Origin of the sequence: Flavobacterium sp. 9AF (genome assembly GCF_902506265.1) — a bacterium.
Classification (GTDB): domain Bacteria; phylum Bacteroidota; class Bacteroidia; order Flavobacteriales; family Flavobacteriaceae; genus Flavobacterium.
This window is the reverse complement of sequence record NZ_LR733556.1, coordinates 2,733,212-2,758,707: the sequence shown is the minus strand read 5'-3', so window position 1 is coordinate 2,758,707 and position 25,496 is coordinate 2,733,212. Positions and strand designations below refer to the sequence as shown.

At 28.7% G+C, this 25,496-nt stretch carries 21 protein-coding genes; 5 read left to right on the top strand and 16 right to left on the bottom strand.

The annotated features are described in order from the left end of the window. Positions 1-4 precede the first annotated feature (4 nt). From HALO113_RS12595 to HALO113_RS12565, 7 genes are all read right to left on the bottom strand, one after another. Positions 5-1,003: a DUF6588 family protein gene (locus HALO113_RS12595; RefSeq protein ID WP_159779353.1), complete on the bottom strand. Its 999-nt coding sequence runs from the start codon at positions 1,001-1,003 to the stop codon at positions 5-7. Next, positions 1,004-2,944, bottom strand: a complete 1,941-nt coding sequence (gyrB, locus tag HALO113_RS12590) for a DNA topoisomerase (ATP-hydrolyzing) subunit B (RefSeq protein WP_159779352.1) — start codon at positions 2,942-2,944, stop codon at positions 1,004-1,006. Positions 2,945-3,222: 278 nt separating this feature from the next. Next, complete coding sequence (asnB, locus tag HALO113_RS12585) at positions 3,223-4,905, bottom strand: asparagine synthase B (RefSeq protein WP_159779351.1); 1,683 nt, start codon at positions 4,903-4,905, stop codon at positions 3,223-3,225. Positions 4,906-5,143: 238 nt separating this feature from the next. After that, complete coding sequence (locus HALO113_RS12580) at positions 5,144-5,593, bottom strand: GreA/GreB family elongation factor (protein WP_159779350.1); 450 nt, start codon at positions 5,591-5,593, stop codon at positions 5,144-5,146. A gap of 52 nt (positions 5,594-5,645) precedes the next feature. Then, positions 5,646-6,038, bottom strand: coding sequence for a hypothetical protein (locus tag HALO113_RS12575; protein WP_159779349.1), 393 nt, complete (start codon positions 6,036-6,038; stop codon positions 5,646-5,648). Positions 6,039-6,155: 117 nt separating this feature from the next. Then, the gene (locus tag HALO113_RS12570) at positions 6,156-7,913 is read right to left on the bottom strand and encodes a TonB-dependent receptor (RefSeq protein WP_159779348.1); all 1,758 of its coding nucleotides are present in this window, start codon (positions 7,911-7,913) and stop codon (positions 6,156-6,158) included. Between the two features lie 61 nt (positions 7,914-7,974). After that, on the bottom strand, positions 7,975-10,986 hold the full coding sequence (locus tag HALO113_RS12565; protein WP_159779347.1) for a tetratricopeptide repeat protein: 3,012 nt from the start codon (positions 10,984-10,986) through the stop codon (positions 7,975-7,977). A 189-nt stretch (positions 10,987-11,175) separates the two neighbouring features. On the opposite strand from HALO113_RS12565, the gene HALO113_RS12560 reads away from it, so the two are divergent. The 4 genes from HALO113_RS12560 to HALO113_RS12545 are packed head-to-tail and all read left to right on the top strand — an operon-like array spanning position 11,176 to position 14,417. Then, positions 11,176-11,859, top strand: coding sequence for a cell division ATP-binding protein FtsE (locus tag HALO113_RS12560; protein ID WP_159779346.1), 684 nt, complete (start codon positions 11,176-11,178; stop codon positions 11,857-11,859). Then, positions 11,859-12,755 carry a glycosyltransferase gene (locus tag HALO113_RS12555; protein ID WP_159779345.1) on the top strand — a complete coding sequence of 299 codons (897 nt, stop codon included), beginning with the start codon at positions 11,859-11,861 and terminating at the stop codon, positions 12,753-12,755. Before HALO113_RS12560 ends, HALO113_RS12555 begins: the two co-directional genes overlap by 1 nt. Beyond that, positions 12,748-13,479, top strand: a complete 732-nt coding sequence (locus HALO113_RS12550; RefSeq protein WP_159779344.1) for a bifunctional 2-polyprenyl-6-hydroxyphenol methylase/3-demethylubiquinol 3-O-methyltransferase UbiG — start codon at positions 12,748-12,750, stop codon at positions 13,477-13,479. The genes HALO113_RS12555 and HALO113_RS12550 overlap by 8 nt, the downstream gene beginning before the upstream one ends. Next, entirely contained in the window at positions 13,476-14,417 is a 942-nt protein-coding gene (locus HALO113_RS12545) for a glycosyltransferase family 2 protein (RefSeq protein WP_236554678.1), read from the top strand. The genes HALO113_RS12550 and HALO113_RS12545 overlap by 4 nt, the downstream gene beginning before the upstream one ends. On the opposite strand, the gene HALO113_RS12540 is transcribed toward HALO113_RS12545, so the two are convergent. The 3 genes from HALO113_RS12540 to HALO113_RS12530 are packed head-to-tail and all read right to left on the bottom strand — an operon-like array spanning position 14,414 to position 16,877. After that, positions 14,414-15,409 (bottom strand): bifunctional 2-polyprenyl-6-hydroxyphenol methylase/3-demethylubiquinol 3-O-methyltransferase UbiG, encoded by a 996-nt coding sequence (locus HALO113_RS12540; protein ID WP_159779343.1) that lies wholly within the window; start codon positions 15,407-15,409, stop codon positions 14,414-14,416. The genes HALO113_RS12545 and HALO113_RS12540 overlap by 4 nt on opposite strands. Further along, on the bottom strand, positions 15,409-15,819 hold the full coding sequence (locus HALO113_RS12535; RefSeq protein WP_236554676.1) for an FdtA/QdtA family cupin domain-containing protein: 411 nt from the start codon (positions 15,817-15,819) through the stop codon (positions 15,409-15,411). The genes HALO113_RS12540 and HALO113_RS12535 overlap by 1 nt, the downstream gene beginning before the upstream one ends. Further along, complete coding sequence (locus HALO113_RS12530; protein ID WP_159779342.1) at positions 15,798-16,877, bottom strand: glycosyltransferase; 1,080 nt, start codon at positions 16,875-16,877, stop codon at positions 15,798-15,800. Before HALO113_RS12530 ends, HALO113_RS12535 begins: the two co-directional genes overlap by 22 nt. A gap of 52 nt (positions 16,878-16,929) precedes the next feature. Here HALO113_RS12530 and HALO113_RS12525 point away from each other — a divergent pair, with 52 nt between their 5' ends. After that, positions 16,930-17,805: a glycosyltransferase gene (locus tag HALO113_RS12525; RefSeq protein WP_159779341.1), complete on the top strand. Its 876-nt coding sequence runs from the start codon at positions 16,930-16,932 to the stop codon at positions 17,803-17,805. Between the two features lie 96 nt (positions 17,806-17,901). Here the strand turns inward: HALO113_RS12525 and HALO113_RS12520 are convergent, their stop codons facing one another. The 6 genes from HALO113_RS12520 to HALO113_RS12495 form a co-directional block, all read right to left on the bottom strand. After that, the gene (locus tag HALO113_RS12520) at positions 17,902-19,707 is read right to left on the bottom strand and encodes a T9SS type A sorting domain-containing protein (RefSeq protein WP_159779340.1); all 1,806 of its coding nucleotides are present in this window, start codon (positions 19,705-19,707) and stop codon (positions 17,902-17,904) included. A gap of 11 nt (positions 19,708-19,718) precedes the next feature. Beyond that, positions 19,719-20,957, bottom strand: a complete 1,239-nt coding sequence (locus tag HALO113_RS12515; protein ID WP_159779339.1) for a hypothetical protein — start codon at positions 20,955-20,957, stop codon at positions 19,719-19,721. Positions 20,958-21,123: 166 nt separating this feature from the next. Next, positions 21,124-21,852, bottom strand: a complete 729-nt coding sequence (locus tag HALO113_RS12510) for a transferase (protein ID WP_159779338.1) — start codon at positions 21,850-21,852, stop codon at positions 21,124-21,126. Beyond that, positions 21,849-23,297 (bottom strand): oligosaccharide flippase family protein, encoded by a 1,449-nt coding sequence (locus HALO113_RS12505; protein ID WP_159779337.1) that lies wholly within the window; start codon positions 23,295-23,297, stop codon positions 21,849-21,851. Before HALO113_RS12505 ends, HALO113_RS12510 begins: the two co-directional genes overlap by 4 nt. 2 nt (positions 23,298-23,299) lie before the next feature. Then, on the bottom strand, positions 23,300-24,439 hold the full coding sequence (locus HALO113_RS12500) for a DegT/DnrJ/EryC1/StrS aminotransferase family protein (RefSeq protein ID WP_159779336.1): 1,140 nt from the start codon (positions 24,437-24,439) through the stop codon (positions 23,300-23,302). Then, the gene (locus tag HALO113_RS12495) at positions 24,436-25,383 is read right to left on the bottom strand and encodes a FemAB family protein (RefSeq protein ID WP_159779335.1); all 948 of its coding nucleotides are present in this window, start codon (positions 25,381-25,383) and stop codon (positions 24,436-24,438) included. Before HALO113_RS12495 ends, HALO113_RS12500 begins: the two co-directional genes overlap by 4 nt. Positions 25,384-25,496: the final 113 nt, after the last annotated feature.

The window sequence follows — 25,496 nt, the reverse complement described above, 5'->3', positions numbered from 1 at the left end:
TAAGTTAAAATTGATATTGTACTCCAAAATTGAGATTCGCAAATTTACCAAAAGCAAATGAACTTTGCAATGCAAATTTATTTATATGATACACTCCTGTAATTTCAAAAATAGTATTTATCTTATCTTTTTCAATTCGAGTGAGCAGTTCATTAATTATTTGTTGCACTGGGATTAATTCTTCAATACTTCCTTTAGGTCCATTAACAAGATATTTAAATGTACTATGATTAACAATAAAATTACCATTTAAATCTAATCTCTTAAACTCTTTAGAAAAAATAAGATTCAAATGCCAAGTATCCACAATTCCATTTATTCTATTAATTCCTAAATTTCCATAAGCCGTATTAATATCTAAGAAATCAAAACTAACATCTGCATTCGAATAAATACCCGCTACAGCTAAATGCATTTTTTTTGTTTCCCAATTCTCAAAATGTTGACTTAGATTATATTTTAAGCCAGCTCCATATACTTGATAATTTCCTTTTTTAAGTTTGGTTTTTGGAGAATATCGACCGATAAATTCAAATCCGTAAGGCAATTCCAAACCAGCTTGTAGATAAGGATAAATAATGGTTTCTTGATTAACACCTCCAGGAGTCTTAAATCGAACTTGTTCACCTCCTAATTCACCAATTAAATAACTAGAATTATTATTCCCTAAAGCAGAGGGAACAATAACACTACTTGATCCTTCTATTTCGAAAAATTGAAAATCAGAATTCTTAATTTCAAAGTTACGATCATTATTAGGAACAAAAAACATATTAGTATGAATTCCTAAATTTAATTTCCATTTCTCTCTTTTCTTAGGAGACAAAACCCAACCAGAAGAAGCTTGATAGACTGCTGCATCAGTAATTGGAATAATATATTTCTCAGAATAGAAAAGGGCATCTGTCAACAGATACCCTATTTTCTCTATATCATTAGAATTTTGCGCATTTATTTTTAAGTAAAATACGATTGCAAATAAAAAAATAAAGAATTGCTTCATTTACACATCAATTTTAGCGTAAACTGCATTTTTTTCAATAAATTCTCTACGTGGTGGCACCTCATCACCCATTAACATTGAAAAGATTCTATCAGCTTCAGACAAACTATCGATAGTTACTTGACGTAAAGTCCTATATTCAGGATTTAATGTAGTATCCCATAATTGTTCCGCGTTCATCTCTCCAAGACCTTTATAACGTTGAATATTTACTCCACCACCCATTTGCTGAGCTATTCTATCACGTTGATCGTCATTCCAAGCATACTCTTTTTTATTTCCTTTCTTCACCAAGTATAAAGGTGGAGCAGCGATGTAAACATGTCCTCCTTCAATTAACTCTTTCATGAATCTAAAGAAGAATGTCAAAATAAGTGTAGAAATGTGAGAACCATCGACATCAGCATCACACATAATCACTACTTTATGATAACGCAATTTCGATAAATTTAAAGCTTTACTATCTTCTTCTGTACCCACAGTAACTCCTAAAGCGGTAAAAATATTTCTAATCTCTTCGTTTTCAAACACTTTATGTTGCATCGCTTTTTCAACATTAAGAATTTTACCTCTTAATGGCAAAATAGCTTGAAACATTCTATCTCTACCTTGTTTAGCTGTACCACCTGCCGAATCTCCCTCTACAAGGAAAATTTCACATTTTGCTGGATCTTGCTCAGAACAATCTGATAATTTACCTGGTAATCCACCACCACCCATAACGGTTTTACGCTGTACCATTTCTCTAGCTTTCTTAGCAGCATGACGTGCCTGAGCAGCTAGAATTACTTTTTGTACAATAATCTTAGCATCATTAGGGTTTTCTTCTAAGTAGTTTTCTAACATTTCTGCAACTGCTTGCGAAACTGGTGAAACTACTTCTCTATTTCCTAATTTTGTTTTGGTTTGACCTTCAAATTGAGGTTCAGCAACCTTTACAGAGATAATCGCTGTTAATCCTTCACGGAAGTCATCTCCAGAAATTTCAAATTTCAATTTATCTAATAACCCAGAAGAATCTGCATATTTTTTCAGTGTTCTCGTTAATCCCATACGGAAACCTTGCAAATGTGTTCCACCTTCATGGGTATTAATATTATTTACATATGAAAATATGTTCTCAGAATAACTATCATTATAAATTAAGGCCACTTCTACTGGAATCTCTCCTTTTTCGTTTTCCATTGAAATCACATGTCCGATGATTGGCACTCGATTTCCATCTAAGAATTTAACAAACTCTTTAAGACCTTCTTTAGAATGAAAAACTTCAGAAATAAAATTACCTTCTTTATCAACATTTCTTCTATCAGTAAGCGTAATGGTAATCCCTTTATTTAGGAAAGACAATTCTCGCATACGAGCAGCTAAAGTATCATATGAATATTCTAAAGTTTGTGTAAAAATGGTACCATCTGGTTTAAAAGTAACCATTGTACCTCTTTTATCTGTAGTTCCAATTTGTTTAACTGGATATAAGGATTTACCTCTTTCATATTCTTGTTCCCAAATCTTTCCTTCTCTAAAAACGGTTGCTTTTAAATGATCAGACAATGCGTTAACACAAGAAACCCCTACTCCATGAAGTCCTCCCGATACTTTATAAGAATCTTTATCAAATTTTCCTCCTGCACCAATCTTTGTCATTACAACTTCTAATGCAGAAATCCCTTCTTTTTTATGAATATCAACAGGTATTCCTCGACCATTATCCTCTACAGATATAGAATTATCTTCATTAATTGTTACAAATATTGTATCACAATGTCCAGCTAAAGCCTCATCAATGGAATTATCAACTACTTCATACACTAAATGATGCAATCCTCTAACTCCTGTATCGCCAATATACATAGAAGGACGCATCCTTACGTGCTCCATTCCTTCTAATGCTTGGATACTATCTGCCGAATAATTGTTCTTCTTAATTTCTTCACTCATATTTTAATTCTTAAAACTCATTATGTTTAACAGACAAATATAACTATAATCAAAAAAAATCAACTCCTATTCATTTGTTTTTGCTTAGAAGTTATTAACAAATGTTGAAAATATCTATTTTAAGATGGTTTTAAGCGATTAAAAACAAAAAAACGTCAACAAATACCGTCGACGTTTTAAAAACAAACCATAACCAAGATATTTAAATCACATCTCAATTCTTTTTTTATCAAAAAAACTATATAATTTTTTCAACAATAACATATAACTTACTGATTTTAAACTTTAGCCATTTTTACATAAGCATCATCATGTACGTTAGCTACCGCTCTTCCTGATGGATCATTTAAGTTTTTAAATGCTTCATCCCATTCTAAAGCTACTTTTGTACTACATGCAACACTTGCTTCTTGTGGTACACTTAAAGCTGCCGCATCACTTGGAAAATGTTCGGTAAAAATGGAGCGATAATAATATTCCTCTTTTGAAGTAGGTGTTTGAATTGGAAACTTATATTTCGCATTTGCTAATTGTTCGTCTGTAATTTCTTTGGCAACCAACTCTTTTAAAGTATCAATCCAACTATATCCAACGCCATCACTAAACTGTTCTTTTTGTCTCCAAGCTACACTTTCTGGTAGCATGTCTTCAAATGCTTTTCTCAACACCCATTTTTCCATACGTTCTCCATTGATCATTTTATCCTGTGGATTAATTCGCATCGCAACATCCATAAATTCTTTATCTAAAAATGGAACACGCCCTTCAATTCCCCAAGCGGCTAGACTTTTATTAGCACGCAAGCAGTCATACATATGTAATTTACTCAATTTACGAACCGTTTCTTCATGGAATTCTCTTGCATTAGGTGCTTTATGAAAATATAAATAGCCACCAAATAATTCATCAGAACCTTCTCCTGATAAAACCATTTTTATTCCCATTGATTTAATTACACGCGCCATTAAATACATTGGAGTTGATGCCCTAATGGTAGTTACATCATAGGTTTCAATATTATAAATTACATCTCGTATTGCATCTAAACCTTCTTGAATTGTAAATTTAATTTCATGATGAATGGTTCCTAAATGATCCGCTACTTTTTGAGCCGCTTTTAAATCTGGTGATCCTTCTAAACCTACTGCAAAAGAATGTAATTGTGGATACCAAGCATCTGCTTTATCTTCTGATTCGATTCTTTTTTGAGCATACTTTTTAGCAATAGCAGAAGTAATGGAAGAATCTAAACCTCCCGAAAGTAAAACCCCATAAGGTACATCACTCATTAATTGTCTTTTTACTGCCGCTTCTAAAGCTGTTTTTATAGCCTCAATACTCGTTGCATTCTCTTTTACAGCTTCATATTCTGTCCATTCTCTATGGTACCATTTTACAAATTCTCCGTCTTTACTTGACATATAATGTCCTGGAGGAAATAATTCAATTTTAGTACAATATCCTTCTAAAGCTTTTAATTCTGAAGCTACATAAAACGTTCCGTTTTGGTCCCAACCAATATATAAAGGAATAATTCCCATGTGATCACGAGCAATGAAATACTCATCTTTTTCCACATCATAGATAGCAAAACCAAAAATCCCATTCATTTCATCTACAAAATGTACTCCTTTTTCTTTGTATAAAGCTAAAATGACTTCACAATCGCTTTCTGTTAAGAATTCATATTTACCTTCAAATTGCTTGCGTAATTCTCTATGATTGTAGATTTCGCCATTAGCTGCTAAAACTAAACTTTTATCTTTTGTAAATAAAGGTTGTTTTCCAGAAGCTGGATCAACAATAGCCAAACGCTCATGCGCTAAAATAGCTTTATCATTACTATATATTCCACTCCAATCAGGACCTCTATGACGAATAATTTTTGACATTTCTAAAACTTGAGGTCTTAATACCTCAGCTTTTTGTTTTAAATCGAAAGCACATACAATTCCGCACATTTTATTTCTATTTTATAAAGTTGATACGTTTAAAAAATGTAATCTTAAACGTGATTATTATTTTATTGATGAAGCAAATTTGAGATATTAACTATAAAATATAAACCATAAATAAAATATTAGTTATAATATAAAATATAAAACAGTAATTTAATTACAAATAAAAAGTAAAAAGGAAGTTTTTTATTGCAGTAGGTTACAATTTATAAAAAAACCACTCCTAGGAATGGTTTCAAATTTATTCTATATCTAAGATTCTATAAGTTGTAGTATTAAATTGGACTTCATCATTTACTTTCCTTCCTATTAACTGTATCCCTAAAGGCGATTGTGGAGATAAAGCAATTATTTCTTTTCCTTCTATTTTTATTTTTGGTAAAGCCAAACTAACAAAAAAAGTTAAAGAATTTGTATACACCAGACTTCCAAGACTAACTACTAGATTCTTTTGGGAACAATCAATACTATCTAAAATGGCTTTTTGTTCTAATGCCTCTTTCACTTTTTGGCTTAATTTTTCTTGCTCCAAATGCATCATTGACAAAGCCGTTTCGTGCTTATCTCCTGCTGAACCTTTGGCATCGTTTTGAGCATCTATTGCTAAATCGGCAATAGTATCTTGTAATCTTTTTATTTTTTCTAATACTAAACTGTGATAGTATTGATAAACTTTTTCTTTTAATGTCATAATTAGAATAATTACCGTAAAGTTCAAAAACAAGGCTCTAAAGAAGCAAGAATTATTTTTTATCCTTATAATATAAATCTTCAGCTTCTTTTTTGTATTTTTTAAAAATATCTTTTCCAAACTTATACAAAACCAAATCATTCATAGTTTTTGAATAACATTGAGAAAATTCAGTAATTACACAACTTACATTTTTAGTATTAATTCCGTATTTGTTCTTAATATAGTTTTTGATATATAAGCTTAATTCAGGATTACTTTCAAAAATTAAACCATATGAAAAACAATTGTATATCCCATTTTTAAAATCATTTTTTGCTTGTTCAGTTCCATTTTCGCAAGTAACTTTTCTCCAAACAATAGAATCACTTTTATTAAAATTTTCATTTTGAGAAAAAACAAAACTGATAGACAATAGAAATAATATGTAAATAATCTTTCTCATAAAAAGTATTTAAAACTTAAGAATCCTTTTATTAAAATCAAAATTCGTTATACAAATGCCGAAGTTTCAGAATCGGAATAACGAATTATATAGATTGCTTCGTTCCTCGCAATGACTTTAAAAATCGAATTTATAATTTGCGCCTAACAATACTTGAACTCCTTGTACAGGATAGTTTGCCCAGCGGTTGTATTGCTGGTTTGCTAAATTATTTCCTCTTAAAAAGGCTGTTAATCGTTCGTTATATTTATAGCCAATATGCGCATTCAAGTCGAAATAACTATCTAAGGTTACTTCTTGCAATTGGAAATTTGGTGGAAAAACAGCACTTATATCTTGTACAGAAACGCGATCTTTTCTTTCTCCTACAAAGAAAATATTCGCTCCCGCATACCATTTATCTGTAATATCAAAATCCAAGGTTGTTCCAATATTCAATTGTGGTAAATTCCAAGCTTCTGCCTGGTTATCTGTTGAATAATTATTATAAGTACCATTTATTCCGAAACTGACATGTTTTGAAAAATCAGCTTTAATTTCTCCAAAAATACTAGCTGTTTTTACATTATCATACACTACTTCAAAAGAATTTCCATTGGTATACCCTTCTGTATTTGCATTACCAAAAACATAGGTATTACTTACAAATAACGGTTTGTAATCTTCATTTTTAATACTTCCTCTCAAATTAAAAGCGACTGCATTGGCTAATTTACCTTTTAAACCAACATAAATATCGTATTTATTATCGGTTGGTCCAACTAATAGTGTTGGTGAAACAAATGGATTTTGGTCCACAAATTCAGCATAGGAATTTTGGTTTAAACCTCCTTCAGCACCGGCATAACCCACTAAAATGTCACCTACAATACGATATGACGCTTTTACATTTGGATAGACAAATATTTTTCCATCACTTTCACCATTAATTTTTCCAGTAGTATAAAAAACACCCACTCCTAAATTAACCGATAAATCATCTTGTTGGTATAAAATACTTGGTTTTGTTCCAAAAATAACATGACTGTATTTGATTTCTTCATTACCTTGATAATCCTTTTCAAAAGTACCACCTACATAATCTACGATAAAATTGGCTTTAATTTTTTGTTCCATTACATCGATATCAAAATTTGGTTTTACCAAAAAGCGATTCTCTCCTGAACCAAAAGCATCAGAAAAACGTTTGAATTGTAAACTTGCTTCATTTAAAAAGCTTTTATCCATCGTTAATTTTCCTCCTAGAGCAATTGTATTGTAGGATTGCTGTGGATCGATGACTCTAATTTGATCATCCGTAAAAACAATATTTTCTGTTGGCAAACCGTACCAATTGTAAATTTGGTTTTTCAGGCCTAAATCTACATTCCAACTCATGTCTCTCTCACGAGAACCGTACGTTACATCTAAATTTGTATTATAATATTTATCATCTAAAACAACATCTTTAATACCTCCTTGAGAAGACAAATGACGTAACATTCCGCCTACATAACTATTTCTTCCGAAGTTTTCTGTAATAAATAATTCTGCATTAGCCGTAGCATAATTACCAAAACCTAAAGTAGCATAATTTCTATAATTTTTTTCTCTTTCCGATTTGTCAACGGCTGCTGCTTTCCCTTTAGCTGGTGTAAAAGTGGATGCTACTGGAAAAGAAAAAATATTGTATTTAATTTCTTCTTTTTGCATGTTATCTTCATCTTCCAAAACAGGAGTTTCTTTCACCTTAAAGGCATCAGAAATTGTAGGTGTATAGGCTTTTACAATATTCACTACTTCCGAACCTATATTTTCGTCTTTTACTTGAGAAAACGAAGCATACGTTAGGAACAAAGCTATAGTTGTTGAAAAATATATTTTGATTTTGCTCATATTTTATATTTTTAAATTGTCTGACTTTGGTTACCCAAAATAAAACAATAGTAGAAACGAATTAATTTGATATTGATGAATTGGTTTTTGATTCTTCTGCTTTGATGATCGCTAATTCTTTTTTAGCTTCTTCAATAACATCTGGATAATCAGTAAAGTTTTTAATCACACTATCTAAGATATAGGTGGCTTGAAAACTATCTTTTAAACCGTAGAAATTCTTAGCCATAATTACTAAACCTTTCGCTCCGTAATATTTATAACCCGAATAATCTTTCGCAATTTTTTGAACAATTGTATTAGACGCTTCAAACTTACCTTCTTTATTTTTAAAGTAAGCATCATAATATAAAGCTTCAGCTGCAAGTTCCCCTTTGGCAATTTTTAATAAATCGGCATAGGCTTGTTTTGCTTTTGCTTCATCGTTTGCTTTTATGGCAGCACGTGCAACGATAATTTGCGCATCACTTTTAATTCGATTATCAATTTTATCATTTGTTAATACTTTTTCAGCATAAACCACTGCTTGATTATAGTTCTCTTTCTCATAATACGACTTCATCAAATTAGATTGTGCATAGGTAATATTCTGAGGGAAATCTGCTTCTGATTCTAAACGTTTTAAAACAGGAATAGCTTTGTCATAATTTGCAGCTTTTAAATGCACCTGACATAAACGTGCTAAAGCTTGTTCTGTAAATTCATTTCTAGGCTGATTGATTACATACTCATAATGTTTTATTGTATTGTTTTCTAATCCATCCGCGTAGTATAATTGCGCCAAATAGAAATTGGCTTTTAAAGCATGCAAACCATTTGGAAATTTAGCCACATAATTACTAAAACCTGAAATGGCTTGTTTTGCATTATTTGTTAAGTATTGCTTTTCAGCTGATTCATAGGTTGCATTATCCAAATCAGCATCTGAGACCTCAACAAAGTCTAATGTTTTTACCCATTGTGAGTATTCATCTACTCTACCGTTATCGATATAGATTAAACGCGCTGTAGTAACTGCTTGTAATGATTCTGGAGAATTTGGAAACTCAGCAGCCACTTTTTTGAACTTCACCAAAGCAGGTTCGCTTTTGTTATTATTATAATAAATTAACCCTTGTTTTAGAATGGATTTAGCTACATAGGAACTTGATTTGTAGTTGGCAATTAATTTATCATAAGTCGCAATAGCTTTAGATTCATTTTCAACATTTACATAAGTATTACCTAATTCATATAAAGCATCGTCAGCATATTGAGAATTCGGATATGCTTTTACAAATTTTTCTAAATCCTCAATTTTTTTATCATTTTTCCCAACAAAACCATAGCTAATTCCTTTTTGAAAAGCCGCATAATCTGAATTCACACTGTTCATTTCAATCGCTTTATTATAGGCTTCCATAGCTGGCCAATATTTTGCAGAAATAAAATTACAATCCCCTAATCTTAGGTACGCATCCGATTTTCTAACATTATCATTTTTTACTTCACCAATAAAATTGGTAAAATGATTTATAGCATTCTCATATTCTTTTAATTTAAAATAAGCATATGCTAAATTGTAATTTACATTGGTTATTTCAGGAGTTGAAGCCGCTTGGTTGTTGTTGATAAACTGTTTGAAACTCAACATGGCTTCATTGTATTGTTCCAAATTGTATTCTGTTTCCGCTTTCCAAAAAGTAGCACGAGCAGTAAACTTAGCCTCTTTATTTTCTGCTATAGATTTTTTAAACAAATCATAAGCCTCTTGATAATTACTATCTGTATATAATTCTAATCCTCTATAAAAAAGTACTTTCTGATAAGCCAATCTATTTTCTGGTGCTTTATTTTTTTCTAACAGACTTAAAGCTTCTTTGTAATTTTTTGAAGTGATGTACGAACTGATTAAAAGCGAATTAATTTCTTGTTTGTAAGAAGTATTTGGATATTTATTCAAATAAGCATTCAAAACTTCTGGAACTGATTGGTATGGGTTACCAATTTCGTAACTCAATTTAGCATAATTTAAAAAAGCATCTTCTTGAATTTTAAGATCAAAATCCATTTCTGAAGCTGTTTTAAAGGCATTTAATGCTTGTTGCTTCTTATCCGTTTTTAAATAGCTTTCTGCTAAATGATAATAGGCATTTTGAGCAACAAAGTCATTACCATTAATAATTTTATTAAACTGAGCAATTGCGTTTTCATAATCTTTTTGTTGATAATAAGCATACCCTAACTGATAATAATCGGTATTATTCCATTTTCCTTTTTTGCCATTATAATCTAATAAATAGGGAAGTGCTTTATCATATTCTTTTAAATTAAAATAACTTTCTCCAATAATTTTAGACAATTCACTTTTTTCTACTGCATTAGATTTTGGTAATTGTTCTAGACCTAAAGCAATGGCTTCTTTAAATTTGCCTAATTTAAAATTCATATCCGCTTGAAAGTAACCCATTTTTTCCTTGTACTTATCTTTGTCTTGTACTTGGTCAAAATATTGATTAGCATTCTCATAATCATCTGTTTCATAAGACATATAACCTAAGTAATATTTCGCTTGACTACCATAGGTTTTAGAATTAATCACTTTATTAAAATATTTAGACGCTTCAGAAGTATTTTTTGCAGTAAAATATACATATCCTTTTTGAAAATTATATTTTTCTTGATCTTCATAAGACATAGCACTATCGTCTACTTTATCAAACCATTCTAAAGATTTTGCATAACTTCCTTGATCAAAATAGTAATGAGCAACTTCAATATAAGCTTGATTTTGTTTTGTACTTGTGGGATAATCTTCAACAAATTGTTCAATTAAATCGTCAGCTCCCATTTGATTTAATCGAATAGCGCAATTCGCAATATAATAAGCGCAATCCGCTTTTATTTCATCATTGCCAACACTATTTTTAACCTTATCAAATAGAATTTGAGCCGATTGGTATTGTTTATCTTTATACAAGGACACTGCACGGTCAAACTCTTTTAAATCGTGAGTGTAAATAGTAGATTGTTGTGCCCAATTAGTTAAGGTCACAAAAAATAGAAAGAAAGAAATTTTTAAGATTTTTATCATTTCAATGTTTTTTTTCATAGACTTCAAAGATAATGTTATCTAAAAGAGATAACGAAGTATATTAACATATTATTGTAAATAATTTATAAACAAATAATGTTTGAAAGCCTATTTTTTAACTTAATTGATTATAAATTTTGAAAGCGTTAAGTAAGTTCTTATTTTTACAACTTAAAACTGTTATATACTATGTCGCAAAGTATCCTTTCATTAAAAGATATTACCATTTTTCAAGAAAAAAATCCTGTATTAACTAATGTTAATTTAGAAGTAAAAAATGGAGAATTCATTTATTTAATTGGTAAAACGGGTTCGGGAAAAAGTAGTTTTTTAAAAACTTTATATGCAGACTTACCGTTAACTACAGGTGAAGGAACAATTGTTGATTACGATTTAAGAGATTTAAAAGAGAAAGACATTCCTTATTTAAGAAGAAAGCTAGGAGTTGTATTTCAAGATTTTAAATTACTACCCGATCGCAATGTAAAAGAAAATTTGTTGTTTGTACTAAAAGCAACTGGCTGGACAGTTACAGAAGAAATGAATGTAAAAATAGATGAAGTTTTAGATAAAGTAGGAATGAAAAATTACCAATCTAAAATGCCTCATCAACTGTCAGGAGGAGAACAACAACGAATTGCCATTGCTAGAGCACTTTTAAACAATCCTGAATTAATTTTAGCAGACGAACCTACTGGTAACTTAGATCCACAAACCAGTGCAGAAGTAATGGATGTGTTAAGAAAAATTAATAGTACAGGAAAAACGATAATTATGGCAACACATGATTATGCGTTATTATTAAAATTTCCTTCTAAAACACTAAAGTTTGAAGGAGGTCAGGTTTTTGAAGTGGTACAAAGAACGGTATAATGTTGTCCATTTTAATTCCAACATACAACTATAATGTTTACCCATTAGTATTAGAATTAAAAGAACAGGCTGATACTTTAGCGATTACTTATGAAATCTTGGTACAAGATGATAATAGTTACTTATTTTTAGAAGAAAATGAGAAAATCAATGCGTTAAGTAATTGTTTTTTTGATGTGAATAATGTAAACCAAGGTAGAGGTAATAATATTAATCTTTTAAATTCTAAAGCAAAATATGAGTATGTGCTTATAATGGAAGCAGATGCATTTCCTGAAAAAAAAGAGTATTTAAAAATTTTGGTTTCCGAAATTAAACCCAATTTACCTATAATTTTTGGAGGAGTTTCGTACCCTTTGGAAAAACCCAGTCATGAAAAAATATTAAGATGGAAATATGGTGTTAATAGAGAGATAAAAACACTAAAAAAACGCAAAAGTTCCCCCTATAGCTTTGTTTTTTCATGGAATTTACTTCTACAAAAAAATATTATTTCTAAAATACCTTTTCAAACATCTATAAAACATTATGGATATGAAGATGTTTTGTTTATTAAAGATTTAAAAAAAAATAAATTAAAAATTCATCATATTGAAAATCAATTAATTCATTATAATTCTGAATGTAATTTAACTTTTATAAAGAAAACCGAAACTGCTATAAGAACTTTGAATGAGTTGGTTAAAAATGGTAATTTACAATACAAGGATACAAAAATTACTACATTCTATCGATTACTATACTTATTTGGTTTAAGAAAAATTTTCTTAAGTATATTTGAAAAATCAACTGCCCTTTTAATAAAAAAATTAGATTCTAAAAATCCCAATTTATTTTATTTGGATTTTTATAAACTAGGGTATTTTTGCTTAATTAATAAAAATAGGGATGTATAATATTGTAAAAAGAATTATTAAAAATAGTATTCCAAAACGTTTGGTTTATAAAATTGAACCGTTTTTAAGAAAATTGTACTCCTATTCTAAAAAAGGAAACAACCATTTATGTGTCATTTGCAATTTTAAAATGAAAGAATGGGTACAATTACCTAATCAAGATAATTTATGCCCTAACTGTGGAAGTCTATCAAGAGACCGAAGGCTGTATTATATTCTAAAAGAAAAATATTTATCTAAAAATTATACTATTTTAGATTTTTCTCCTTCACGTTCATTATTTCGTAAATTGAAAAAAGAAAAAAATATTGATTATTTAACAAGTGATTTATCCGGGGATTTTATTGCTGATACAAAATACGATATTACAAATATTCCTAAAGATACAAACTCTTTTGATTTAATTCTATGCTATCATATTTTGGAACATGTTATTGATGATCAAAAAGCCATTTCTGAATTATATAGAGTTTTAAAACCCTGTGGAGCAATACTAATACAAACTCCTTTCAAGGAAGGAGAAATCTATGAAGATTATACCATTACGTCTGAAAAAGAAAGATTTATGCATTTTGGGCAAGAAGATCATGTTAGAGTATATTCTGTTTTAGGATTAAAAGAAAGATTACAAAAAGTAGGTTTTAAAATTGAAGTTTCACAATTTAAGAAAGACGAATACTTTGGTTTTTCAGATAATGAAAGTGTTTTAATAGCAAAAAAATGAACATGCCTTTTTTTTCAATAATTATTCCTGTTTACAATAAGGCTGAATATATTCATACCACTTTAAAAAGTGTCTTTGCACAAAAATATCAGAATTTCGAAATTATTATTGTTGATGATGGTTCTACAGACGAAAGTATTAAAAAGATAAATCAAATTACTGATAGCAGAATAACCCTATTTAAACAAGAAAACAAAGGTGTTTCAACTGCAAGAAATTTAGGTATAAAACAAGCTAAAGGTAAACTAATTGCTTTTTTAGATGCCGATGATTATTGGTTACCTAATCATTTAGAAGAACTATTTCTGCTTTATTCTGATTTCCCAAATTGTGGAATATATTGTAATTTATATACAATTAAGACAACCGAAAAATATTTTCAAGAAATCAATTTTAGAGGAATTGAAAAAAATTTTAGAGGAATTGTTCCTAATTATTTTTATTCAAGTAAACCTTTTAGAATAGCATGGACATCTGCATTAGCTATCCCTAAAAACATCTTGGATTTGATTAATGGATTCAATGAAAATAGTACTATAGGTGAAGATATAGAGTTATGGACCCACATAGGTATAAATTATCCAGTAGCATTATCCAATAAAAAAACAGCAATATATAATTATCATATTCCTTTTAGTTTAAGTAAAAAGAGAATTGATTCTGTTCAGTTAATGAATTTTATTCAATTTGAAAAAGATGAACTTACAAATAAATATTTAAAAGAGTTCTTAGATGTTTATCGATTTTTTTACGCAATTCAATTTAAAGCGATTGGGAACAATAAAAAAGCTCAAGAATTATTTAAAAATATTGACAAAAGAAACATTGGATTACAAAATTTACTGCTATTTTTTTTACCATCAGCCTTACTTAAATCTCTCTATTTTATAAAACAAAAATTGAAATATTTAGGAATAGAATTTTCAACATATAATTAATTACTATGGCTATAAACTCCAAAAACAGCATCGCTTTTTAGATTATTGCTTTCTAAAAAAGTGTTTTCTTCATTTAGTATTTCAGTAATTATTTCTTTCGTTTCTTTATCTTTATTTAAAAAATTATGGGCAATTCCTTTCAATAATGGCTGTATAATATTCCAACCTAATTGTTTTTCTTCTAAAACTTTAAAATTGGAATGTAATGCTGGTACCAAATTAATAGAATCGGGTGCCTCGGAAGGATCAACTGCAAACATTCTTAAAATACCTGGGCGATATACTTTCTTTTTTTCCAATTTACTATTGGGAAAAAATTTATATTTTGAGGGTATTTTTCCTAAAATTTCATTACATTTTTGTAATTGATTTTCTTCCCATTGTAGTCTATTTGGTCCAGCATATTCAAAAACAATTAAAAGCCCGTTTTTTTCTAATAAAGGTTTAATTGTATTCCGAAGGAATTGATTAATATTTTCAAAGTGATGCAAACTGGAATCAAATAAGATAATATCATATTTTTCATCCTGAAAATTAACTTTAAAAAAATCAGAAGATACATAATCTATTAGTTTCTTTTCTTCCAAAGCATATTTTTGTGCATTTTTTATACTTTCAGCAGAAATATCAATTCCTAAAGCCCTATCAAATTGAATGTAATTGCAAAAATTTCTTTCATGTTTCCCCTCACCACAACCTATAGATAATAAGCGATACGATTTATTTTTATCAAAATATTTTTTAGATACATACTCTTCATATTCCATCTTCTCATTGCCAGTGATAATTTGATTCCAATGTGCTCTAATTTCTGGAATTATCCAAAAATCAGATTTTGTAGTATAATTATCCCATTTAGAAGAAACTCGACTTGACGAATTGATTTTAAGCAATTTAAATAAAACTTTTTTTAATCCACTATTTTTAATTTTCAAATATAAATCGATACAATCTCCCAAATTGAGTAAAGAAGTTTTATTATTTAAAAGCATTAGCGTGTTTGTAAAAATTCGTTAAAATCTCTTATATAATCCTCCTCATCAAAAACATCAGAAGCGATAACTAAACAAACGGAACCAGAAGAAAAATTATCCAATTCTCTCCAAACACCATTTTCAATTAATAACCCTTCGTAAGGCTTACTTAATGTAATTCTTTGCTTGGTTATTCCATCAGTAATAATAACATCAAAGCTTCCTGACAAAGCAACTAAAAATTCTTGCGTTTTTTTATGAGAATGTCCTCCTCTTTCAGCACCTGCAGGGACATCATATAAATAATAAACTCTTTTTATTTCAAAAGGAACAATTTCTTTTTCAATAACCGATAAATTCCCTCTATTATCTTCTATTTTTGGTATTTTAATAAACTTTATTTTATTCATTTCAATATCGAATTCCATCTTTCTAGTATTACATTATTTTCAAAATTAGCGACACTTTTTATGCTTTGCTTTTTATATAATTCAATAAATTTAGGGTGTTGAATTAACCATTCCATCTTATTTTGCAGTTCAGAAAAATTTTGGTTTTCAATTAATAATCCATTTTCATGGTGAACTATCATTTCTGAAGGTCCAGTTGGGCAATCAAAAGATATCACAGGCGTTCCTACTGCCAAAGACTCTAAAATAACCATTGGAAATCCTTCAAAAGCACTACATAAAATTGAAAACATTGCTTTCTTTTGGTAAACATACGGATTATCTTGAAATCCCAAAAAGTGAATCATTTCATTCATCCCAAGGGTATTGCATTTTTCCTTTAAAAATTTCTCTTGCTCACCTTCTCCTAAAAAAAGCAAATGTATATTATTTATAGGTAAAATAGATGTTGCATATATTTCTATTAATTTATCAAATTGTTTCTCTTTGGCTAATCTTCCTATAGCTATAATAAAATTAAATTGTGGCATATTACTCGTTTCAGCTAATGAAAGTTGCGTCACTTTTTCAAAATCAAATCCATTTGAAATTACTTCAATAACTACATTTTGGAATTTATTTTCTAACTTTTCTTTAATATTCTTTGAAACACTAACAAATGTATTTACTTTTTTTAAAATTAATTTTGCAATGAAATTATATTTTGTAAAATAGGCATTAATATTAGCACTATGAATAGTATATATAACTTTGGTTTTTGAATAGAAGACATATAAAAATAAAAGTTCCATGAACGGATTCAAACGATATCTAAAATCAATAATATAGTCAAATTTATTTTTTTTAAGAATGGCATTTAATTTTAAATATTTTGAAATTTTGTTCTGATTACCTAACGTAATCAATTGACCTCCATTTGGGTAACAAACTTCTTTGTCTAACACTATAGTTACCACTTCATAGTTATTATTTTCAAATAAAATAGAAAGATCACTCATCACCTTTTCCAAACCTCCATAACAAAACTTATAACCAATAAGCGCTATTCTTTTTCTATTTGTATTATTAGAATCCATCTATTTCATTACAATTTATTAATTTAGCCGAAAATACTCTTTTAAATTTGATATGCAAAATTTACCTTTAGTAAGTGTAATCTGTATTTCTTACAATCATGCTCCATATATTGTAGCATCTTTAAATTCTGTTTTGCAACAATCCTATCCTAATATTGAATTATTAATTGCAGATGATTCTAGTACAGACGATTCTAAAGAAGTAATTGAAAACTGGATAAAAAAAAATCCAAGTATACCATTCTACCCTAATCATACAAATTTAGGCAATACAAAGACATTTAACAACATGTTAAAAAAAACAAATGGAGAATATATTATTGACTTGGCAGCTGACGATGTTTTACTTCCTAACTGTATTGAAGAGCAGATAAAAGCTTTTCAGAATACAAAATTTTCAAATCTTGCTGTGGTATATGGAAATTTGGAATTAATAGATGAAAAAAATCAGTTTATTTCATATCATTATGCTTCAAATGAGCATCCACAAAGCGGTAATATTTATAAAATGGTAATTGGTTTATCTCCTAAAATTTGTTCGGTATCCTCTATAATTCGAAAAGATGTTTTAGAAAACATAGGTGGATATGATGAAAATTTGTCTTATGAAGACTTGGATTTATGGATAAAAGTTTCAAGAAAATATGATTTTCAATACATTCCCAAAATACTTGTCAAAAAAAGGGAACTTAGTAACTCATTAGGGGCTCATTTTTACAAAAGAAACAATCCTAAAACAAAAAAACTACACGAATCATCCTATAAAATATTACATAATGCTTATCGCTTAAACCAAACTAAAGAAGAACATAAAGCTTTACTTCAAAGGATAAAATATGAATTTAAAATAAATATTCATTCTAGAAATTATAACTATATTTTGAAATATATCTTTTTTTACATAAAAGTATTTTTTAAATCTTTATAAATTCATTTCATTTTTAATATTAGTAAAACTTCCAAGAAATAAAAAAGGAATACTTGTAATTCACAAACATTCCTTTTCATACTTTTTGAAAAACGATTATTGTTTAATAAACTTTTGTTCAAATACTAAACTACCATCTTCAGCTATTAACTTAAGGAAGTATATACCTTTTTCAATATCCTGTAAAAGAATATTAATCTTGTCGGATTTATAACCTTTTTGGTACACAAGTTTACCGCTTAAATCTAATATAGATAGATTATATCTTATTCCGATTTTGTAAGTAGGCAAATCTATGGTAAAATTACCATTATTAGGATTAGGATAAAGTAAAACATGATTCTTCCTTTCTATTGGTTCATCAAATGAATTATCTAATGCATTAGAATTTTTCATTGCTTTTGAAACATAAATATCACAAGGCTGAATTCTTGCTAAAAAATTAGCTCCCAAACTGATTGTAGTTCCCGCTTTAAGCAATATACTACTATTAGCTAACATAGTTATATTGTTTGATGCATTCAAATTATAATTAGTTTGACTAATAATACCTTCATAGTTAATGTATGTAAAATTCGCATTGGTCTCTGAATTTAATACTAAAGTTTGATCACAGGTGGACATATCTAGTTCCGGTATTAGTTGTGGTAGTCTTGAAATTAAAAACCCATTTAAATATACTATATTTATATTAACTGTACTAGTACTAAAGCTATCTTGATTTTCAATTTTATGCACATATTTATTTTTATTAAAAGAAGTAGCATATGATGTTAATAAGATATTTCCTTTTCTATCTTTCTGAATATAACCAAATTGTGAAGTAGGTGTTGTTGAAGCTAGATACTCATTTAATACTCTTACTGGAGTGGCATTATTTGTTAAGTCCTTTACAAGTACTTGCCCATTCACGTTTTGTCCTATATTAGTAAACTGATTTCTTACATAATATAATTTTTGTGAATCATTTGAGATTTCAAAGTCATAAATCCTGTAGCCATATCCAGATAATACTTGATAATTGGAAAAAGCACCTGTATTAACATTAAAATCTAATTTATAAAACTTAAAAGGAGATTGAGCAGGATCATCATTTGTTTCACTGTATTCTAACCCAATTAAAAAATTAGTATTAGGCGCTACTCTTATTTTTTCACCTTTATTACCTGTTAATGTACCTTGTGAACTATTCCAACTACTAGGAGAATAGATTTGATTATTGGAAAATGTAGATTCAACAGGGACAGTATTTAATCCTTGAATATCTATTTTATAACTCAACATTTTATTTTTATACTGAACTACAACCCAACTATTATCATCTGAAGCTTTTGTAGCAGTTAAAGATCCATAATATAAATATGCGTCTAATGAAGCTCCATTAGCATCTTGCAAGAATTTTGTAAATGTTGTAGTACCATATTGTAAATCCTGATTACCTAAATCAACTACATACCCATTAGGATAACTTGCATTAAATTCTACAATAGAATACACATATTTAGTTGGAAATATTGTATTACAAAGACAAGAAATATTATAGGATGTAAAAATATAATACTGATTTATATTACCTAGATTTTGTACGATTATTGTGTTTAAAATATCATCATTATAGCCATTAGAAACAATTAATCCTTGCAAAATATCATCCCCATTATACATAATATTGTTATTCTTATCCCAAACATCTACACCGTTTGTAGAAAACAATACATTCCCATTACTATCACTTGCAGTTGCATACGCATAATTAGCATTATTGGTTACTACTGCCGTTGGTGTTGCATTTGAAAAATTGAGATCAGTTTGACCTAATTTCCAATGATTATTAATTAAATTTTGTGCAAATACGAAGGCACAAGAAAACATTAATACTAGAAAAATAATTTTTTTCATCATTATTTGAAATATTATTTATTGTTCTTTTCTAGCAATATTTTCATCTGAGCTTTTAATTCTTCTATTTCTTTCTTTTGTTGAATTAGATAAAGTGTTAATTCTTCAATTTTTTCTTGTTGCATTTTTGTAATTTCTCCAACAAAAAGTCCTTTTTCTTCAATGTCTTGTCCAGATGGCATATTTATTAAATGACCTTTTTCTTTAATATGATTTTCAACTTCATCTAAAGAAGGCAATTTATAATCGTCATTAAATACATAATCTGCCCAAGTTGTGTACACTTTAACTTCTTCTGCTCTCATTTTTCCTTTCACTGATAAATTAAAAGTGTCAGTACCATCAGTAGCGCTTGTTGTACCTATTCCTAGAAAAGAGTTAGATTTAGCTAATTGAACAGAAACATTATCATTTCCATCTTCATAAACTCTGAAAATCTCTTGTTGTAATCTATTGTACATGATTAAATTTGTCGCTCCACCTGTACTTGCATACATTCTAAATCTATCCATATCTCCTCTATCCACAATGTTAAACCAAATAGTTGATTGAGGATTAAAATTAGAAGCTGGAAAATCAAAAATATTAACCATTCTTGTATTAATATAACCAGGCCCAGAACCAATTTTAGATCCAGCTGCAAAAAAAGTACATAAGTCATTTCTTTCACCTGGTTGAAAAGAACTCCCATCTGGTAAATCACTAGTAAAAATACCTTTTTCACTTTCTATTGCTCCTTCCACTTTTGCACTTCCATCTTGTACAAATAATTTATGTCCTATGCTGTTAGGATAATCTGCATAACCTCCAATCATCAGTTTTGAATTTGGTTTTCCTAACTGCAAAAAAGTGTAATTATTACCGTCTTCATATCCTTTAAAAATTTCTTCTTGAATTTTATTATTCATATGTAATCCACCACCACCATCTTGTTGACATGAATATACTAATCTTGCTATGTCATTTCTGTTTTGAAGGCTAAACCATAAGGATGGTTTTGGTCTTGAAGCATTACTTGGCATATCAAAAAAGTTGAAAGTTTTTGAATTATTTAATGGATCCACTATAGTTCCTGCAGATAAAACATTAGTTTCAATAATTTCTTCATTTGTTGTGCTAAAGTTAGTTCCATTAGGTACAGATTTAGAAAAAGAAGCTTTTTGTGCTCTAATATCTCCATTCACATCTAATTTATATTCAGGGTTGTTTGTGCCAATACCGACATTAGTATTTGAAGTCGAAGCATTTGGCAATACACTTGAAGCTCCACCAACAGATGTATTAATTTGAGCAAAAGAAAAAGTTCATAAGAAAACTAATCCAAGATAAATTTTTTTCATGTTTTTATTATTTAATGTTGAAACAAAACTATATTATAAATGTTTCTTTAAATAAAATAAACTGTTAAATAAAATGTAATTAAAAAAAGTTATTCTTTAAATAATTATCCAAAATTTCTTTTTCACCTTCCCAATCTCTTGTAATGTTTTCTTTTACTAATTGCGCTGGAACACCGCCAATTAAAATAGCATTCCCTAAAGAGGTATAATCTTTATTACACAAGCTATTTGATGCAACTGTACAATAATCTGGAGTAATTGATTTGGATAAAAACGTAACTCTATTGCTTATAAAATTATAATTTCCGATTCTAATAGGTGCATGCAAAGGGAATTTTTGTTGGGTTACTATATCCATCATTTCATGAAAATTCGTATCAATAACCTGACATTCAGAACCCAACCTAGCATACCTTCCAAAAACAATTTCTTTGGTACAAATAATTTTTCCTTTAGAAGCAATGGATGACATGTCGCCCATTTTTAAAACAGCTTCTTTTGTTACATAAACAAAATAATCTTTCCCAAACTGAACATGTCCTTCAAAAATAATAGTTCCTGCAAACATTATTTCTGCAATTCCACTTGAAAGCGTATTCATTTCATAGGGTTTTCCAAAACCAATCATTCCGGTTTGTATGGGAGCATTAATACTTATTTTCCCCGATATATTTTGAAATTTTACGCTACCATAAAATAAAACAGGCATCTTTTTAGCAATAGCAAAAGGAAATTTTTTAAAGTTAAAATAAACCGATTTGATCCAATTTACTTGTAATACTCTTTTTATTTTTGATACTATTTTCATTTCTTAAATAAATCTTTTAAAACCACTAATTTATTAATTTCATAAAATGTATAACTAATACTTAAAATTAATAAAATAGTAATCAAATATAAATGAATTTGAGGTGACAAGCGCATAATAAAAAGTGCAACTAGTAAAGTGAGAAATTGGGACACAAATAAAACGATATCCTTTTTTTCAAAAAAAGTCATTTGATATCTATTCTTAGCAATGAGATAAACGCCTGTTAAATGAAGAAAAAAATAAACTGCAATGGCTATTCCCATACCTTTAAATGCTCCTATTTGATAACCAAAATACAACATTAAAAAATACAAAATATTAAAACCTAATGAAGTTTTCATAAAAACCTTAGAATCAGCTTTTGCAATAAATAAGTATCCAATGGAAAAAGAAATCGCCTTAAAAAAAATACCTATAACAGCCCATTGTAATAATTGATTTACCTTTAGAAACTCTTTTGAAAACAGAAATTGGATAATAAACTCACCAAAACCAATAAAAAAAATAACAACAGGGACTATTAATAAAGTAGTAACAATGGCTTGTTGTTTTACCGTAATGGCTACTTTGCTATTATCTTTTTCTAAACTTACTAATCGTGGATAATATTCCAAAGACATGGCGTTAAAAAGAAAACCCACATAAGTATTTAAAATAATATTTGCCACATTAAAAAGCCCAACATTTTCAATACCATCATGTTTGTTTATTAGGATTTGTAATGTATAATTGACTAACAAAGGTAAAAAAGACATCATCATTAATAAGCTACCAAAATAAACGATATCTTTTCCTTGAGAAAGAGCTTGTTTAAAGCTTAAAAAAGTATTAAAAACTTTGATTTTTTTTACAAAAAACCAACATACCATCGTATTGACTAAAGCTGTAATTATTATAGATGGAATGATAAAATCTTTTTTAAAAAAATAAAAAAAAGGAACGGTAAAAAACAACCCTAGTCCGTTAGATAATAAATTGGATTTGGCTAATTTCTTAAAGAGGCTTTTACCTTGTAAAATAGCATTAAAAGCACTTGCAATCTGTTTAAAAAAAACAGCTAATCCTATAAAGGCTATAAGATACCAATTGTCATACGTAAAATATAAGTATTTACTTATGATTGGAGAAAACAAAACAGTTGCTAAACATCCTAAAAGACCTGTTAAAATCGATAATTTTAAAACCACTTGTGCATTAAAATCGCTATTTTCCTGACTCGCAATTGCTTTAACGGCACTATTATCTATAGACAAACCAGAAATGGATTTAATTAAATCAACGATGGAATTCAACATTCCAAAAATACCATACCCTTCTGCCCCAATGAAAATTGATAACAGTTTATGTTTAACAAATGAAAAGAAAAGATTTACAAATTGCATACTTCCAAAAACAGAAGTTGCCAATAGAATTCTTTTATATGTACTCTTTTCTTCACTCACTTTTAAAATTCATTTAAAACTTTAATTATTTTTTGAATTTCTTCTTCTTCTAAAACACTATTTAAAGGAATACTCAACACCTCCTCATGAATTTTTTCAGTTAAAGGAAATGACAACTGATTCCATTCATGCAAAGCTTCTTGCTTGTGGGGCGCAATAGGATAATGAATCAGCGTCTCAATATCATTTTCTTTTAAATAATACATCAACTTATTTCTATCCTTTGTTCGAATTACAAACAAATGAAAAACATGATTATTACTTCCATCCCAAAAAGGAAGTTGTATTTTTTCATTTTTTATTTCTCTTAAATAACGTTGTGCCAACTGTCTTCTTTTTTCATTTTCTTTTTCTAAATCAGGTAATTTTACATTTAAAAAAGCAGCTTGTAATTCGTCTAATCTTGAATTGGTTCCCAAAATTTCATTCTCATATTTAACTTTCGAACCGTAATTACGCATTGAAAAAAGTACCTCAGCTAAAGTTTGATCGTTTGTCGTTATGGCACCTGCATCTCCTAAAGCTCCTAAATTTTTACCTGGATAAAAACTAAAACCAGCTGCGTGTCCTAAATTCCCAGCTTTTTTAATTATAGTTTTTTCACTTCTAACTTCTAACTTCTGACTTCTAACTTCCAAAACAGCTCCATGTGCTTGAGCGGCATCTTCAATAATTAATAAATTATACTGTTCTGCAATACTGTTAATAGCTTCCATTTCAGCTAACTGACCATATAAATGAACTGCTAAAATTGCTTTGGTTTTAGAAGTAATTTTTTCAGGAATTAAACTAGGATTTATATTGAATGTTTCCTCTTTTGGTTCAATCAAAATTGGAACTAAATCGGCTTGTAAAATAGCTAAAATACTGGCAACATAGGTGTTTACTGGAACTAATACTTCATCTCCTTTTTGCATTTTACCTAATTGGATATATCCTTTAAAAATAAGCACTAACGCATCTAAACCATTACCTACTCCTATACAATATTTTGTTCCACAATACTCCGCAAAAGTAGTTTCAAACAATCTCACTTCTTCCCCTAATATATACCATCCTTTAGCTAAAAAAGCATTCATTTTCTTTTGAAAATACGTTTCATAAGGTTGATTTACTGTATGCAGATCTAAAAATTTTATCATAAAGTAATACTATAAGTATCTTGATTATATAACGAGCATCCTAATTCTTCTTTTTGATTTAACAACCCAGGATTAAAACCTAATTCGTTGTTCTCTGTACATGTTCCCATATCAAAAAAATCACATGAATCTTTATATAATTCAATTAATTTAAAATATAAAAAATCCAAAGCCCTTATTCTTTCTCCAGCATCAGTTGTGGCTCCGTATTGAGATTTTATACCTGTTTTAGTTATAAAAAGAGTTATTCCAGCAACTATTTGATTATTATAATAAGCGTTATATTGTATTATATTTTCAGGGAATTTTCTTGCTAAATAAATAATTTCATCTAAAGTGTGTACAGGCTTTACACTGTGTTTTGTTTCTAATCTAGGAATTAAAACTTGATTCCAAAAAAGGGAAAAATCGGTTTCTTTTTTAATTTTTAAGTCCAATTTTTCATTTCTCTTGTAATGCTTGAGTTTACTTTTTGAAATTTTATAGTCTTTATAAAATGGAATGCATAAATTTAATTCTCTCTTTACTAATGTAGCTTCCCATTGTTTCAAAATAAATAAATATTCTTCTGACGGCAAACTCTGGTAATACGAATTAATGGGTTTATATATAAGTTTAACAAAATTATTCTCTTTAAGAAAAGAAAAAAGCATTTCAAATATTAATTTTACTTCCGCAAATTTTAGATTTTTATATAAAACTAAACCTCCATAAGTTAATCCTTGATGAGAATAAATCGCATTACCTACTCTATTTCCAGGCAAAATGGCTTTTAAATTATCTTTTTCATCAAAAATAAGTATAGAAAAATCTTCAAATCGATCACTATGATATTCCATATAATCTCTATGGAATAGAAAGGTGGCGTTTTTAGCCTGAGCTACAAATTCATTCCATTTTAAATAATAGTCTGTAGTATATTTTTTTACTTGATACGTTTTCAAATGCTTGAATTAAACCCGAAAATTACTAATTTTTTACTTCATGTGTGTTGAATTGGAAACATTTTATTAAATTAATTAGTATCTTAGGACATATTTTAAGTTTAAAAACGTGT

Excerpts from the sequence above, each read along its gene's own strand:
- HALO113_RS12575 (WP_159779349.1), bottom strand. The coding sequence starts at position 6,038 with ATGAGAAAGATTATTTACATATTATTTCTATTGTCTATCAGTTTTGTT.
- HALO113_RS12525 (WP_159779341.1), top strand. The coding sequence starts at position 16,930 with ATGCAAAATTTACCTTTAGTAAGTGTAATCTGTATTTCTTACAATCAT.
- asnB (WP_159779351.1), bottom strand. The coding sequence starts at position 4,905 with ATGTGCGGAATTGTATGTGCTTTCGATTTAAAACAAAAAGCTGAGGTA.
- HALO113_RS12540 (WP_159779343.1), bottom strand. The coding sequence starts at position 15,409 with ATGCTTTTAAATAATAAAACTTCTTTACTCAATTTGGGAGATTGTATC.
- HALO113_RS12510 (WP_159779338.1), bottom strand. The coding sequence starts at position 21,852 with ATGAAAATAGTATCAAAAATAAAAAGAGTATTACAAGTAAATTGGATC.
- HALO113_RS12545 (WP_236554678.1), top strand. The coding sequence starts at position 13,476 with ATGAACATGCCTTTTTTTTCAATAATTATTCCTGTTTACAATAAGGCT.
- gyrB (WP_159779352.1), bottom strand. The coding sequence starts at position 2,944 with ATGAGTGAAGAAATTAAGAAGAACAATTATTCGGCAGATAGTATCCAA.
- HALO113_RS12560 (WP_159779346.1), top strand. The coding sequence starts at position 11,176 with ATGTCGCAAAGTATCCTTTCATTAAAAGATATTACCATTTTTCAAGAA.
- HALO113_RS12595 (WP_159779353.1), bottom strand. The coding sequence starts at position 1,003 with ATGAAGCAATTCTTTATTTTTTTATTTGCAATCGTATTTTACTTAAAA.
- HALO113_RS12500 (WP_159779336.1), bottom strand. The coding sequence starts at position 24,439 with ATGATAAAATTTTTAGATCTGCATACAGTAAATCAACCTTATGAAACG.
- HALO113_RS12570 (WP_159779348.1), bottom strand. The coding sequence starts at position 7,913 with ATGAGCAAAATCAAAATATATTTTTCAACAACTATAGCTTTGTTCCTA.
- HALO113_RS12520 (WP_159779340.1), bottom strand. The coding sequence starts at position 19,707 with ATGATGAAAAAAATTATTTTTCTAGTATTAATGTTTTCTTGTGCCTTC.
- HALO113_RS12565 (WP_159779347.1), bottom strand. The coding sequence starts at position 10,986 with ATGATAAAAATCTTAAAAATTTCTTTCTTTCTATTTTTTGTGACCTTA.
- HALO113_RS12550 (WP_159779344.1), top strand. The coding sequence starts at position 12,748 with ATGTATAATATTGTAAAAAGAATTATTAAAAATAGTATTCCAAAACGT.
- HALO113_RS12530 (WP_159779342.1), bottom strand. The coding sequence starts at position 16,877 with ATGGATTCTAATAATACAAATAGAAAAAGAATAGCGCTTATTGGTTAT.
- HALO113_RS12580 (WP_159779350.1), bottom strand. The coding sequence starts at position 5,593 with ATGACATTAAAAGAAAAAGTTTATCAATACTATCACAGTTTAGTATTA.
- HALO113_RS12535 (WP_236554676.1), bottom strand. The coding sequence starts at position 15,819 with ATGGAATTCGATATTGAAATGAATAAAATAAAGTTTATTAAAATACCA.
- HALO113_RS12555 (WP_159779345.1), top strand. The coding sequence starts at position 11,859 with ATGTTGTCCATTTTAATTCCAACATACAACTATAATGTTTACCCATTA.